General features: G+C 65.2%; 13 protein-coding genes. 2 read left to right on the top strand and 11 right to left on the bottom strand.

Annotated elements, in window-relative coordinates:
* Positions 1–36: 36 nt before the first annotated feature.
* The 10 genes from QOU61_RS02090 to QOU61_RS02045 form a co-directional block, all read right to left on the bottom strand.
* Positions 37–1,638, bottom strand: a complete 1,602-nt coding sequence (locus QOU61_RS02090) for an adenylate/guanylate cyclase domain-containing protein (RefSeq protein WP_289656498.1) — start codon at positions 1,636–1,638, stop codon at positions 37–39.
* A 223-nt stretch (positions 1,639–1,861) separates the two neighbouring features.
* Positions 1,862–2,299 (bottom strand): hypothetical protein, encoded by a 438-nt coding sequence (locus QOU61_RS02085; protein ID WP_289656497.1) that lies wholly within the window; start codon positions 2,297–2,299, stop codon positions 1,862–1,864.
* 10 nt (positions 2,300–2,309) lie between these two features.
* On the bottom strand, positions 2,310–2,606 hold the full coding sequence (locus QOU61_RS02080; RefSeq protein WP_289656496.1) for a hypothetical protein: 297 nt from the start codon (positions 2,604–2,606) through the stop codon (positions 2,310–2,312).
* Positions 2,603–2,992 carry a DUF2089 domain-containing protein gene (locus QOU61_RS02075; protein ID WP_289656495.1) on the bottom strand — a complete coding sequence of 130 codons (390 nt, stop codon included), beginning with the start codon at positions 2,990–2,992 and terminating at the stop codon, positions 2,603–2,605. Before QOU61_RS02075 ends, QOU61_RS02080 begins: the two co-directional genes overlap by 4 nt.
* Positions 2,993–3,579: 587 nt before the next feature.
* Positions 3,580–3,987, bottom strand: coding sequence for a F0F1 ATP synthase subunit epsilon (locus tag QOU61_RS02070; RefSeq protein ID WP_289656494.1), 408 nt, complete (start codon positions 3,985–3,987; stop codon positions 3,580–3,582).
* Positions 3,988–4,096: 109 nt separating this feature from the next.
* Positions 4,097–5,527: a F0F1 ATP synthase subunit beta gene (gene atpD / locus QOU61_RS02065; RefSeq protein ID WP_289656493.1), complete on the bottom strand. Its 1,431-nt coding sequence runs from the start codon at positions 5,525–5,527 to the stop codon at positions 4,097–4,099.
* Positions 5,528–5,551: 24 nt separating this feature from the next.
* Positions 5,552–5,953 (bottom strand): organic hydroperoxide resistance protein, encoded by a 402-nt coding sequence (locus tag QOU61_RS02060; protein WP_289656492.1) that lies wholly within the window; start codon positions 5,951–5,953, stop codon positions 5,552–5,554.
* A gap of 11 nt (positions 5,954–5,964) precedes the next feature.
* On the bottom strand, positions 5,965–6,849 hold the full coding sequence (locus QOU61_RS02055) for a F0F1 ATP synthase subunit gamma (protein ID WP_289656491.1): 885 nt from the start codon (positions 6,847–6,849) through the stop codon (positions 5,965–5,967).
* An 88-nt stretch (positions 6,850–6,937) separates the two neighbouring features.
* A complete protein-coding gene (gene atpA, locus QOU61_RS02050) occupies positions 6,938–8,467 on the bottom strand; it encodes a F0F1 ATP synthase subunit alpha (protein WP_289656490.1) in 1,530 nt (509 codons plus the stop codon).
* Positions 8,467–9,027: a F0F1 ATP synthase subunit delta gene (locus tag QOU61_RS02045; protein WP_289656489.1), complete on the bottom strand. Its 561-nt coding sequence runs from the start codon at positions 9,025–9,027 to the stop codon at positions 8,467–8,469. The genes atpA and QOU61_RS02045 overlap by 1 nt, the downstream gene beginning before the upstream one ends.
* A gap of 696 nt (positions 9,028–9,723) precedes the next feature.
* On the opposite strand from QOU61_RS02045, the gene QOU61_RS02040 reads away from it, so the two are divergent.
* Complete coding sequence (locus QOU61_RS02040; RefSeq protein ID WP_289656488.1) at positions 9,724–10,242, top strand: septal ring lytic transglycosylase RlpA family protein; 519 nt, start codon at positions 9,724–9,726, stop codon at positions 10,240–10,242.
* A gap of 237 nt (positions 10,243–10,479) precedes the next feature.
* Here the strand turns inward: QOU61_RS02040 and QOU61_RS02035 are convergent, their stop codons facing one another.
* The gene (locus QOU61_RS02035; protein ID WP_289656487.1) at positions 10,480–12,690 is read right to left on the bottom strand and encodes a primosomal protein N'; all 2,211 of its coding nucleotides are present in this window, start codon (positions 12,688–12,690) and stop codon (positions 10,480–10,482) included.
* Between the two features lie 75 nt (positions 12,691–12,765).
* Between QOU61_RS02035 and QOU61_RS02030 the strand changes: the two genes are divergently transcribed.
* On the top strand, positions 12,766–13,737 hold the full coding sequence (locus QOU61_RS02030) for a tyrosine recombinase XerC (protein WP_289656486.1): 972 nt from the start codon (positions 12,766–12,768) through the stop codon (positions 13,735–13,737).
* Positions 13,738–13,851: the final 114 nt, after the last annotated feature.

The following is a 13,851-nucleotide window of genomic DNA, read 5'->3' as shown; positions in this document are numbered from 1 at the left end:
AGGGAGTCAGAAGGCGCATCTTTTCACGGAACGGACCTAGTTCGGCCCGACCGCGAACGGGCCGATCGCGATGACATGACAATCGCTGTCGCGTTTGACGCAATTGGCAAGCGCGTCGTTGACCGCCTTCTGCTCGTCGGCAGCCTTGAGGCCGAGCCCCGGGCGGCCGGCGGCGCCGACCGCGACCGCCGTCCAGCCCGACGATGCCTCGGCGAGCCGGCGCGTGACCTCGTCGCGTTCGTCGGCCACGATCGAGCCATTGTTGGCGGCGTGGAACAAGCCGACCGTGCGCATCGTGGCCGGAATCGGAACAACGAACATGTCGTCGGCCGCCACGATCATGCAGGCGACGCCCGCGATCGCGCCGCAGGATTCGAGCGTGCGGCGCGCCGATTCCTCGATGGTGTCGGCGCCGGTGTAGAAGAAGAATTGCCCACCGGGGCCGAGCGCAATCGATCGCGCCTTGCGCCCATTCGGATAGAGGTTTTCGACGCGCGAGCGGCCGGGATCACGCGCCAGCGGCAGGTCCTTGCCGACGAAGGGACGCTCGATCGAGGCATCATGTCTGATCCAGGGCTGCGGCGGCATCGGCGGCTTGCCGTGCTGATACACCACGGTGTTGCCGACCGCGTAGATCTCGCAGCGGCGCGGCGACTGGGTCGCATCGGCGCGCTTCTGGCACTGGTCGAGCGCGGCAGCCCTGGCTTCCTCCTCGCTCTTCTGCCCGGCGACGAAACCGGTCACGCCATTGAGGTTGAGCGCCAGCGCCTTGAAATCTGCCGCCGGCGCATAGTCGCTGGCGAGCACAAGGCGGGCCCGGTCGGTGACGAAGGGAACGCTATCCGCCGGGAATCGCCCCGGCGACGACGCGGCTTGTGAAGGCGCGGGCGCGGGCGTCGATGAAGGGACCGCTGCGGCCGTGGCCGACTGGGCGACCCCCGTCGCCGTGGACGCGGGCTGCTTTGTCGCGGTCATCTCGAGCCGGGTGAAATAGAGGAAGCCCGCCACGCCGATCGCGACCAGGCACACCACGGTGACCGCGAGCGGCCAGGCCCAGCTCGGCGCCGCGGCGGCCGCCTTCGTCATCGGCTTCTTCACCTGCGGCGCGGCGTAGCTGCCGTCCTCGCGCCGCATCGCGACCATATAGGCGTGCACCGGCGTCGGGATGTTCTTCACCTCCTGCTCGCCGATATCGGCGAAGTGCACCGACAGCTTGTTGGCGACCTGCTCGTGCACCGCGCGCGACACGCAGATGCCGCCGACCTCGGCGAGCCCTTCCAGCCGCGCCGCGATGTTGACACCGTCGCCAAGCAGGTCGCCGTCGCGCTCGACCACGTCGCCGATGGTGATGCCGATACGGAAGCTCATCTGCCGGCTTGGCGGATAGGCCATGTTGCGGGTACGCAGGCTTTCCTGGATGTCGATCGCGCAGCGCACGGCTTCAACCGCGCTGGGAAACTCGGCCAGCACCGCGTCACCGGCGGTGTTGAAGATCCGCCCGCCTGCTTTCGCAATGAAATCGTCGACCACGGCGCGATAGGCAGCGAGCCGGCGCAGCGTCTCTTCTTCGTCCTCGGCGACGAGCCGCGAGTAGCCGGCAATGTCGGCCGCGAAAATCGCCGCGATCTTGCGCTTCATGAGGGCCAGCCCCGGACCACGATCTGCCGGCGCACAATGCCGCCAGATGCCGCCTGGCGCAACCGTGTTCAGCGCCCGTCATACCGTTGGAGACGCTGCATCGATTCGGATTTTGGCGAGTCCGGCGCGGAATGTACGAGCAGCATTGACCATGATCCGATTGGAATGAATCGGATCATTGTCATGACCGGACTTGCGGCCAGCTGGCCCGGACCGCGCACATCTATTCGCAAAAAATCCGGACCTTGGTACGTTCCTGGTCGACATCGACCGTGAGGTCGTTGAGCTGCTCGACCAACTCCTCAAGGTTTTCCGGCTTCAGCGCATTGATATCGAAAGGCACGCCGTTCTCGGCCATGGCGGCATTCACCTTGTCGCGGGCCTGCGGCGGGATGATGCTGGCGAGTCTCACGCCGGCGCGCAGCAATTGCATCGGCACGCGGACATTGACCTTGGTCGGGCCGCCATCATCCTCGTCGGTGTCGACGACGACGCGCAGGTATTTCGAACGCGGCCGGCCGTAGCCGGCGGCGCGCGGATCCGAGCTTTGCGGGGCATCGGCGTGCCCTTGATCGAGCGCCGCAATCAGACGATCGGCTTGGTCGAGCGTGATCTTGTTTTCGGACAGCATCTGCAGAATGGAGCGACGATTTTCCGTCATGGGCATTCTCCTAAAAGATATTGATGAGGATCAGGGCGTCCGGACTTTGGACCTCGACACGGGTGCCGTGCAGCGCCAGCAAAGTGCGGACGCCCTCGATCACGACGTGGGTTGGATTGACCCCGAAGGGGTACGGCAGAAAGGCGGCGACGAAGAGCGCCAGCAGCAAAAGGGGCGACAGCAATATCAGGAGCGGCGTGAGCGGCAGCCACAGGCGAAAGCGCCTCGGCGCGGCAACCCCTCGCAATGGCCGGACGGCGAACTGGTCCGTACTCCGCTTGCTGGCCGGTTCGTGCAACTGCATCATTTTTGTCCCTCCAGAATTTTGATCGCCTCGTCGGCCGTGATCTCGCCGCGCTTCAAACGCTCGATCACGTCGGCATGCGGAGGCTTGGGATCGAGATCGACGAATTCGAGCGCGCTTGCGATGCGGTTCAGGCGCGCTTTCACGGTGGGATAGCTGACGCCAAACACCGTCTCCATTTCCTTGATCGAACCGTGGCTGCGCAGGAAGGCCGCCACGAAGATCTGATCTTCCGCCGACAGGCGAGCAAGCTGGGGCAGATCGAATGCGCCTTCGATCGCAATGCCGGACTCCAGCAGACGAACCCGTTCGACAACGAAGGATCGTCCCTGGGTAAGTCCGGTAAGGGCTTGCCAGTCTTCTGCTTTTCTCGGCGGCAAAGGGGGCATCTCCAATTCAATTTCTTTAGCTGTACATTTAGTTTTTTAATATTTCAAGCCATATTTTTGAATATCTCTTCTTTTGGTGCCGATATCAGCAAATACTCCCTCCATCGGAGGGCGCAAGGCGCGGGGGACCGCAACGCCAGCCGAGCTGACGACGAACGCCGGCGTGAGGCGGCGCCCGAACACGACGTCCGCAGGCTTGCAGAACGGGGTCACGTACTGGTGGAGGAACGCACCGGGCTGACGGCGGGCGATGACACGGAAGTTCGGGATGCGCCGTCGGGGATTGCACCCTCAACGCGGACATCGCCGAGTTCGGGGCTGCAGCGACGAATCAAAAGCTCGCAACGGGCGCGAGCTTTGCAACGTGATTCGGGGCAGGTGCGGGTTCGCACAAAGGAAGCGCGTCAAAACAGGATATTGGAGCATGATCCGGAAAAGTGGACACCGCTTTTCAGTCGCGACACCAGTGGGACGCGCCTGCGCGGAGATCATGCTCAAACAAAAAATGGAGCGAGATTGCGATTCGAAGAAGGGCCAGCTCGCTCCAGGGTCCGGTTCTGATTCAGTCAGAACCGGTAAGGCTCCAGCTAGTGCATCGCGGTGCTGGTCAGCTCCTGCTGGATGCTCTTGAAGTGATCCAGCCGCTCGAGGGCGTTATCGAGCTCGGAGCCTTCATGCTCCTTGAGCTTCTCTTCCATCTCAGAGATCGTCTCGGCAAACCGCGCACGGTCGAGCTCCTCGATCGAGGTCGCGACGTCGGCAAGCACCGTGAGGCCCTTTTCGGAAACCTCGGCGAGCCCGCCGAGCACGATGATCTTCTGACGCTCGCTGCCGGCCGTCACCGTCAGGATGCCGGGCCGGATCGCCGCGATGACGGGCGCATGCCCCGCCAGCACGCCGAAATCCCCTTCCGCGCCGGGAATGTCGACCTGATCGACCTCGCCGGAGAAGGCGAGCTTTTCGGGGGAGACGAGATCGAAGTGGAAGGTGGCCATGGACTTTCCGTTCTTTCCGCTGTCACCCGCGGCTTGACCCGCGGGTCCATCAGCTAGGACATTTTGATGGATTGCCGGATCAAGTCCGGCAATGACGACATGCCAATGCTTACGCCGCTTCGGCGGCGAGCTTCTTGCCCTTCTCGACCGCCTCTTCGATGGTGCCGACCATGTAGAAGGCGGCTTCCGGCAGGTGGTCGTACTTGCCCTGGCACAGGTCGCGGAAGCCCTTGATGGTGTCGGCGAGCTCGACGAACTTGCCGGGCGAGCCGGTGAAGACTTCGGCGACGTGGAACGGCTGCGACAGGAAGCGCTCGATCTTGCGGGCGCGCGCCACCGTCAGCTTGTCGTCTTCCGACAACTCGTCCATGCCGAGAATGGCGATGATGTCCTGCAGCGACTTGTAGCGCTGCAGCACCTGCTGGACCATGCGCGCGGTGTTGTAGTGCTCCTCGCCGACGACGAGCGGCGAGAGCATGCGCGAGGTGGAGTCGAGCGGGTCGACCGCCGGATAGATGCCCTTTTCGGCAATGCCGCGCGAGAGCACGGTGGTGGCGTCCAGATGCGCGAACGAGGTGGCGGGCGCCGGGTCGGTCAAGTCGTCGGCCGGAACGTAGATCGCCTGCACCGAGGTGATCGAACCCTTGGTCGTGGTGGTGATGCGCTCCTGCAGCGCGCCCATGTCGGTGGCAAGGGTCGGCTGATAGCCGACCGCCGAAGGAATACGGCCGAGTAGCGCCGACACTTCGGAGCCGGCCTGGGTGAAGCGGAAGATGTTGTCGACGAAGAACAGCACGTCCTGGCCCTGGTCGCGGAAATATTCGGCGACCGTCAGCCCGGAGAGGCCGACGCGGGCGCGGGCGCCCGGCGGCTCGTTCATCTGGCCGTACACCAGCGCGCATTTCGAGCCTTCGCCACCACCCTTCTTGTTGACGCCGGACTCGATGAACTCGTGATAGAGGTCGTTGCCCTCGCGGGTCCGCTCGCCGACGCCGGCAAACACCGAATAACCACCGTGGGCCTTGGCGACGTTGTTGATCAGCTCCTGAATCAGCACGGTCTTGCCGACGCCGGCGCCGCCGAACAGGCCGATCTTGCCGCCCTTGGCGTAGGGCGCGAGCAGGTCGACGACCTTGATGCCGGTGACGAGAATCTCGGCCTCGGTGGACTGCTCGGTGTATGCAGGCGCCGGCTGGTGGATGCCGCGCTTGGCTTCCGCCTTGATCGGACCGGCCTCATCGACGGGCTCGCCGACCACGTTCATGATGCGGCCGAGCGTGCCGGGGCCGACCGGCACCTCGATCGGCTGGCCGGTGTCGGTGACTTCCTGGCCGCGCACCAGACCCTCGGTGGTGTCCATCGCGATGGTGCGCACGGTCGATTCGCCGAGATGCTGCGCCACTTCGAGCACGAGACGGCTGCCGCCGTTCTTGGTCTCGAGCGAATTGAGAATGGCCGGCAATTGGCCTTCGAACTGGACGTCGACCACGGCGCCCATCACCTGCGTCACGCGACCGATCTGGTTGGCTGCTGTAGCCATTTACGCTCTCTCCTTCGATCCGAATTAGACCACGGTCAGCTTGACCGGGATGTTGCCTTTGGTGGCCTTCGAATAGGGGCACACCGTGTGAGCTTCCTCGACCACCGCCTGCACCTTGGCCTTGTCGGCGCCGGGGATCGAAACCTTCAATTCGACGGCGAGCGAGAAGCCGCCATCGGTATTCAACGTCACGTCGGTGGTGACCTTCGCCGCCTGGCCGTCGATGCCGTGCTTCTTGGCGACCACGAGGATCGCCTGGCCGAAGCAGGCGGAATAACCGAGCGCGAACAGCTGCTCCGGATTGTGGCCATCGCCGGCGCCGCCCAGATCCTTCGGCAGCGCCATCGCCAGCGCGAGAGCGCCATTGTCGAGCATCGCCCGCCCGTTGCGTCCGCCCTTGGTGGTAGCCGATGTGACGTATGCCATGTCGTCCTCCCTCAGACTGCCTCGGCGCCGGAGATGATCTCGATCAGTTCCTTCGTGATCATCGCCTGACGGGTGCGGTTGTAGATCAACGTCTGCTTGCGGATCATTTCACCGGCGTTGCGGGTGGCATTGTCCATCGCCGTCATCTGCGCGCCGTAGAACGAGGCGTTGTTCTCGAGCAGTGCCCGGAAGATCTGCACCGCGAGGTTGCGCGGCAACAGGCGGGTGAGGATCTCGTCCTCCTCCGGCTCGTATTCGTAAGCAGTCGACGCACCGTTGCCGTTGCCGGCGCCGGCTTCCTCCACCACGAGCGGAATGATCCGCTGCGCGGTCGGCACCTGCGCGATCACGGACCTGAAGCGCGAGTAGAACAGCGTACAGACGTCGAACTCGCCGGCGTCGAAGCGGGCGAGCACCTTGCCGGCGATGTCCTCGGCATTGCCGAAGGCCAGCTGACGCACGCCGCGCAGGTCGAGATGTTCGACGATCTGCTTTTCGAACTGGCGGCGGAGCTGCTCGTAGCCCTTGCGGCCGACGCAGAAGAACTTGACCTCCTTGCCCTCGGCAAGCAGCGCCTGCGCGCGCTCGCGCGCGAGCCGCACGATCGAGGAGTTGAAGGGGCCGGAAAGGCCGCGCTCGCCGGTGCAGACCAGGAACAGATGCACCTGATCGCGGCCGGTGCCGCTGAGCAGCGCCGGCGCGCCGGGTGAGGCCGCCGCAGCCGTAGCGATATTGGAGATCACCGCCGCCATCTTCTCCGCATAGGGGCGCGCGGCTTCCGCGGCGCTCTGCGCGCGGCGCAGCTTGGAGGCCGCGACCATCTGCATGGCCTTGGTGATCTTCTGCGTCGCCTTGGTGGAGGCGATGCGGACCCGCATGTCTTTCAGTGACGCCATTCTTGATTCACCCCGGCGGTCCGATCCCGTCGATCAGACCGCAAGCCTCCGTTCGTCACGCCCGGCCGGTGCCGGGCGATGCGTTTGTTCAGGCGAGCGTCTTCGCGAACCCTTCGACCACCGACTTCAGCTTGGCGGCGGTGTCGTCGGAGAGATCGCGGGTATCGCGGATCGAATTGAGGATCTCGACGTTCTTGCCGCGCAGCAGCGACAACAGGCCGTCCTCGAAGGCGCGCACCTTGTTGAGCGGCAGCGGATCGAGATAGCCGTTGGTGCCGGCCCAGATCACGCAGACCTGCTCTTCCATCTTCAGCGGCGAGAACTGCGGCTGCTTGAGGAGCTCGGTCAGGCGCGAGCCGCGATTGAGCAGGCGCTGGGTCGCAGCGTCGAGGTCGGAACCGAACTGCGCGAACGCCGCCATTTCGCGGTACTGCGCGAGCTCGCCCTTGATCTTGCCGGCGACCTTCTTCATCGCCTTGGTCTGCGCCGACGATCCGACGCGCGACACCGACAGGCCGACGTTCACCGCGGGCCGGATACCCTGGAAGAACAGGTCGGTCTCGAGGAAGATCTGGCCGTCGGTGATCGAGATCACGTTGGTCGGAATGTAGGCCGACACGTCGTTGGCCTGGGTCTCGATCACGGGCAGCGCGGTGAGCGAGCCGGCGCCCTGCGTGTCGTTGAGCTTGGCGGCGCGCTCCAGAAGGCGCGAATGCAGATAGAACACGTCGCCCGGATAGGCTTCGCGGCCCGGCGGACGGCGCAGCAGCAGCGACATCTGGCGGTAGGCGACGGCCTGCTTGGACAAGTCATCATAGATGATGACCGCGTGCATGCCGTTGTCGCGGAAATACTCGCCCATGGTGCAGCCGGTGAACGGCGCGATGTACTGCATCGGCGCCGGGTCCGAGGCGGTCGCGGCGACGATCACGGAATATTCCAGCGCGCCCTGCTCTTCGAGCACCTTGACGAACTGCGCCACGGTGGAGCGCTTCTGGCCGACCGCGACGTAGACGCAGTACAGCTTGATCTTCTCGTCGCCGGTGGCGTTCAGCGGCTTCTGGTTCAGGATGGTGTCGAGCGCGATCGCGGTCTTGCCGGTCTGGCGGTCGCCGATGATCAGCTCGCGCTGGCCGCGGCCGATCGGAATCAGCGCGTCGATCGCCTTGAGTCCGGTCGCCATCGGCTCGTGCACCGACTTGCGCGGAATGATGCCGGGCGCCTTGACGTCGACGCGCTTGCGCTCGACCGCCTGGATCGGACCCTTGCCGTCGATCGGATTGCCGAGCGCGTCGACGACGCGGCCAAGCAGGCCCTTGCCGACCGGCGCGTCGACGATGGCGCGGGTGCGCTTCACCGTCTGGCCTTCCTTGATCTCACGGTCGGCGCCGAAGATGACGATGCCGACATTGTCGGTCTCGAGATTGAGCGCCATGCCGCGCGTGCCGTTCTCGAACTCGACCATCTCGCCGGCCTGGACGTTGTCCAGACCGTAGACGCGGGCGATGCCGTCGCCGACGGACAACACCTGCCCAACTTCGGAGACCTCGGCCTCCTGGCCAAAATTCTTGATCTGGTCCTTGAGGATCGCGGAAATTTCCGCGGCGCGGATGTCCATCAGCCTGCCTCTTTCATCGCGTGCTTGATCGAATTGAGTTTGGTGCGAAGCGAACTATCGACCATGCGGCTGCCCAGCTTGACGACAAGGCCGCCGATGATCGCAGGATCGACTTTCACGTTGAGCGCGACGTCCTTGCCGGTCACCGACTTCAGTGCGACCTTCAAGGCGTCGAGATTCTTTTCCGAAAGCGCCTCCGCCACCGTGACGTCGGCCGTCGCCTCGCCCTTGAACTTGGCGACCAGCGCTCGGAAGGCGCGGATCACGTCGGCGATCGCGAACAGCCGCCGGTTGGCGGTGAGCACTTTCAGGAAGTTGGCGGAAATGCCGGAAATTCCGGCCTTGTCGAGCACCGCGGAGAGCGCCTTCTGCTGCGCCTCGGCGGAAAATACCGGGCTGCGCACCAGACGCTTCAGATCGGCGCTGTCGTTGAGCATGGCCTCGAACCGATCGAGGTCGGCCTTCACTGCGTCAACTGATTTCTGCTCGCGGGCCAGTTCGAACAGGGCCGTTGCATAACGGCCGGACACTCCCGAAACGGACGGATCTTCAGCAGCCACAATTCGCTCTTTTAGCTGTCAAATTCGCAAGGGAAAAACCATCGCCGCGATCGCGGCGCCTAGCGATTCAAGCCCTTGGAATTCAAGCGGGACTTCGATTTTCGACCGACGCTGAGGAGTGCCGGGATCAAAAAAATCGCGGCTTTGCTAACATAGCGTACGCGCAGGTGCAACATGACGCCGCGCGCGAAGCGACGCGATGGCGCAGGCCACGCCGGCACGCAGGCCGCCTTCGTTCGCGGCCCAACCCCTCAGTTGAATTTCGACCTTGGTGTCCGTTGGCGCCCTTGGTGTCCCTTGGTGTCCCTTGGCGCGCGGCAGGCCGCTTCCGCGCCCCGAGGCAGCGCCAAAGCCGTTCCACCCATTCCTGCATGGGACCCATGCTGCGATGCGGCAATTTTCCTGGAACCGCACGGGTCCTTGATGCCGGCCATTACTTGACGAAGACCTCGCGGAGCCCGGCGACGACTTCAATTTTAAGTACTTCAAAGTAACGACGTCGTTAAAAATTCGTTAACGCCCAAGATTACGGAACCTTTGTTCATATACCTTATCAGGTAACAAGATATTTCAGCACGAGACAAACAGGAAATACTGCCCAATTCACGCCTCATTGCGTCACCAAACGGCGACCACTGCACCGGGACGGGGGTTCCATTTGCCACCTATGTGGCAATACTATCTGAGGGTCTTTGAATGCTGAAATCCAAGAAGACGGCACCGGGAAAGCTAACCCGGTCGCGCACGGCGCTTGCTGTTGTTGCCGCAACTTTGTTCGTCGGGGGAACCGCCACCGCGGCGTCGGCCAAATCCCGGCATCACCACCATGCCTATCACCACCATCACCACGGCCGTCACGTCGCGGCCGAAAGCCGCGCCGCCGGCCAGTGGCGCGACGCCAATGCGTCGATAATGTCGGGTTCCGGCACCGGCCGCAGCTTCTCGGGCATGGCGTCGTTCTATGGCAACGAGTCCGGCAGCAAGACCGCCTCGGGCCAGCGCTTTGACCAGAACAAGCTGACCTGCGCTCACCGCTCGCTGCCGTTCGGCACCAAGCTCCGCGTCACCCATGGCGACCGCACCGTCGTCGTCACCGTCAATGACCGCGGCCCCTTCATCCGCGGCCGAGTTCTCGACCTCTCGACCGCCGCCGCGCGCGCCGTCGGCCTCACCGGTGTCGGCGTCGGCCGCGTCACCGCCGAGGTCGTCTCCTAAAGCGTCCGCCCAAGCGACGCGTTCCATCCGCCCAGCATGATCGATCGTTGCGTCCGCCCAGGCGGACGAGCCCGATTGACGGGCGCGATAAACTGGCCTGCCGTCGCCAATGACGGCAGGCCCTGTTGTGTGCCCCAGAGCATGTTCGGTTCTGATGGAATCAGAACCGATGCTCCAGATTCTAGTTTCGACGCGTTTTCTTCACGCGAACCGGTACCCACTTCGCTCGAAAACGCTCTAGAGGAAACTCTGCGGGTCGACGTCGACCTCGAGCTTGAGGTTGCCCTTGGGCTTGGGACCGCCGGCAAGCCAGCGCCGCAGATAGTCCGACAGATCGAAGCCGCGCAGCGATTTCAGCAGCAGGCGGAAGCGATAGCGGCCCTTGATGACCGCCAGCGGCGCTTCCGCGGGCCCCAGCACCTGTACCTCTTCCTCGCGCGGAGCAACGGCGACGAGGCGGCGCGCAAAGCCTTCGGCGCTCGCACGGTCGCCGGCGGAGACAATCAGGCTCGCGAGCCGTCCGAACGGCGGATAGAGCGTGCGCTCGCGCAACTCGATCTCGGTGGCGTAGAAGGCCTCGCGGTCGCAGGCGACGAGCGCCTTCATCACGGGATGATCTGGCTGGTGGGTCTGCAAATAGCCGACGCCACGACCCTGATCGCGACCGGCGCGCCCGACCACTTGGTTGAGGAGCTGCCAGGTGCGTTCCGCCGCGCGCGGATCGCCATTGCTGAGGCCCAGATCCGCATCGACGACGCCGACCAGGTTGAGCCGCGGGAAGTGATGGCCTTTCGCCACCAGCTGGGTGCCGATGATGATGTCGACGCGGCCTTCGGCGATCTCGTTCAGCTCGCTGCGCATGGTCTCGATCGAGGTGATGAGATCGCTCGACAGCACCATGGTGCGGGCGCCCGGAAACAGGTTGGCCGCCTCCTCCTGCAACCGCTCGACACCGGGACCGACCGCGACCAGCGACTGCTCGGCAGCGCAATGCGGGCAGACTTCCGGGCGCGGCATCGAGAAGCCGCAGTGATGGCAGACCAGGCGCTGGCGAAAGCGGTGGTCGACCAGCCAGGCGTCGCAGATGGTGCAGGCGAAGCGGTGGCCGCAGGCACGGCATAGCGTCAGCGGCGCGTAGCCGCGGCGGTTGAGGAACAACAGCGCCTGCTCGCGCCGCTCGACCGCGCGGGTGATCTCCTCGGCCAGTTTTGGCGAGATGAAGCGGCCGCGCGGCGGCATCTCGCGGCGCAGGTCGATCGCCTCGATATGCGGCATCTGCTGCCCGCCGAACCGCGCCGGCAGCAGCACGCGCTGATAGCGCCCCTTGCGCGCATTGACTTCGGTTTCCACCGAAGGCGTGGCGGAGGCGAGGATAATCGGGATTTTCGCGATATGCGCGCGCACCACCGCCATGTCACGGGCGTGATAATGCGCGCCGTCGTCCTGCTTGTAGGCCTGGTCGTGCTCCTCATCGACCACGATCAGGCCGAGATTGGCGTAGGGCATGAACAGCGCCGAGCGCGCACCGACCACGACCGGCGCCTCGCCGGCCGCGATCGCCGCCCAGTTGCGCTGCCTGGTGCGCGGCGTGAGTTCCGAGTGCCATTCGATCGGCCGCACGCCGAAGCGCTGCGTGAAGCGATCGAGGAACTGGCCGGTGAGCGCGATCTCCGGCATCAGGATCAGCGATTGCCTGCCGCGCCGGATCGTCTCCGCCACCGCCTCGAAATAGACCTCGGTCTTGCCCGAGCCGGTGACGCCGTCGAGCAGCGCGACATGAAAGCTGCCGTTGGCGGCGAGCGCGCGCACCGCATCGACCGCGCTGCGCTGCTCGCGGGTGAACTCGGGCTGGGCGAATTGCGGATCGGGCGGTGGCGGCGGCGGCGCCGGCGGCAGCGCCTCGACCGCGAGTGTGCCTTCGTCGACGAGGCCGTCGATCACGCCGATGGAGACGCCGGCCTCGCGTGCCGCATCGGCCTTGCCGTGCAGCAGGCCGTCCGACAGCACGTCGATCACGCGCCGCCGCGCCGGCGTCAGCCGCCGCGGCGCTTGGCCCACCAGCCGCACGCCGGCCCGCGTCCGCTCGGGGCCGAGATTCTCGCCCATGCGCAGCGTCATGCGCAGCACCATGCCGCGCGCCGAGAGCGTGTAGTTGGCGACCCAGTCGACGAGCGCGCGCAGTTCCCCCTTCAAGGGAGGGACGTCGAGCTTCTCGCCGACGTCCTTCAGGCGGTTGTGCAGCCGCGGGTCGGGCTTTGCGTCCTCGGCCCAGACCACGCCCACCACCTCGCGGGGTCCCAGCGGCACCGCGACCACGTCGCCCGCCTTCAGCACCATGCCGCGCGGCACGCGGTAGGAATAGGTCTGGTCGAGCGCGACCGGAACCAGCACGTCGACCATGCCGGTCGACGAAGCGGAAGAGGAGGCCTGGCGCGTCGTGTGATCCATCGGCGGGCAAGTTAGCGAAGGCTAAACGAAGGGGGTGCGATATAACGGAGCGGAATCAGCCGCCCTCGAGCCAGCATGACCCGATCAGCCACCGCGGTTCAACCGGTTGAACTCGAAAGCGCCGACGAAACCGTCTCGGCCGAGATGGCGCGCTGGCTGTCGCATCTGCGCGCCGAGCGCAGGCTGTCGCCGAAGACGCTGGAAGCCTATGCCCGCGACCTCAGGCAGTGCCTGGACTTTCTCTGCGAGCATTGGGGCGCGCGGGTGACGCTGGCGCGGTTCTCGCTGCTGGAGGCGAGCGACATCCGAGCCTTCATGGCAATGCGGCGGGCCGACAACATCGGCGGACGCTCGTTGATGCGGGCGCTGGCGGGCCTGCGCTCGTTCGGCCGTTTCCTGGAACGCGAAGGCCGGGGAAAGCTCGGCGCGCTGTCCGCGATCCGCGCGCCGAAGGTCGGAAAGAGCCTGCCGAAGCCGATCCACATCGAAGCCGCCAGACGCCTCGCTGACGCCGACGAGCGCGCCGGCGAAACCCGCGAACAATGGGTGCTGGCGCGCGACGCCGCGGTGATGGCGCTGCTCTATGGCTCGGGCCTGCGCATCTCCGAGGCGCTGGGCCTCAAGCGCCGCGACGTGCCGAAGCCCGGCGAAGGCGACGTGCTCGTCGTCACCGGCAAAGGCAACAAGACGCGGATGGTACCGGTGCTGCAGAACGTGCTGGCGCTGATCGCCGACTATGTCGCGATGTGCCCGCATGGCCTGGCACCGGAAGCGCCGATCTTCGTCGGCGCGCGCGGCGGGCCGCTCAGTCCGCGCATCATCCAGCTTGCGATGGAGCGGATGCGCGGCGCGCTCGGCCTGCCGGACAGTGCGACGCCGCACGCGCTGCGACATTCCTTTGCGACCCATCTGTTGTCCCGCGGCGGCGACTTGCGCGCGATCCAGGAGCTGCTCGGACATTCCTCGCTCTCGACCACCCAGGTCTATACCGGGATCGACAGCGAGCGGCTCCTCGAGGTCTATCGCAACACGCATCCGCGCTCCTGAAACTGAACCGCAACTGAACGGCGGCGGCCTGAACGTTCGGGGTCAGGCCCTGACATCCTGTTGTCACCTTCGCCTGCCCTCTTGCGCCGAAAACATTGTTCGGCAATCGTATCT

The organism is Bradyrhizobium sp. NP1 (genome assembly GCF_030378205.1).
GTDB lineage: Bacteria > Pseudomonadota > Alphaproteobacteria > Rhizobiales > Xanthobacteraceae > Bradyrhizobium.
This window is presented reverse-complemented; position numbering and strand designations above follow the sequence as displayed.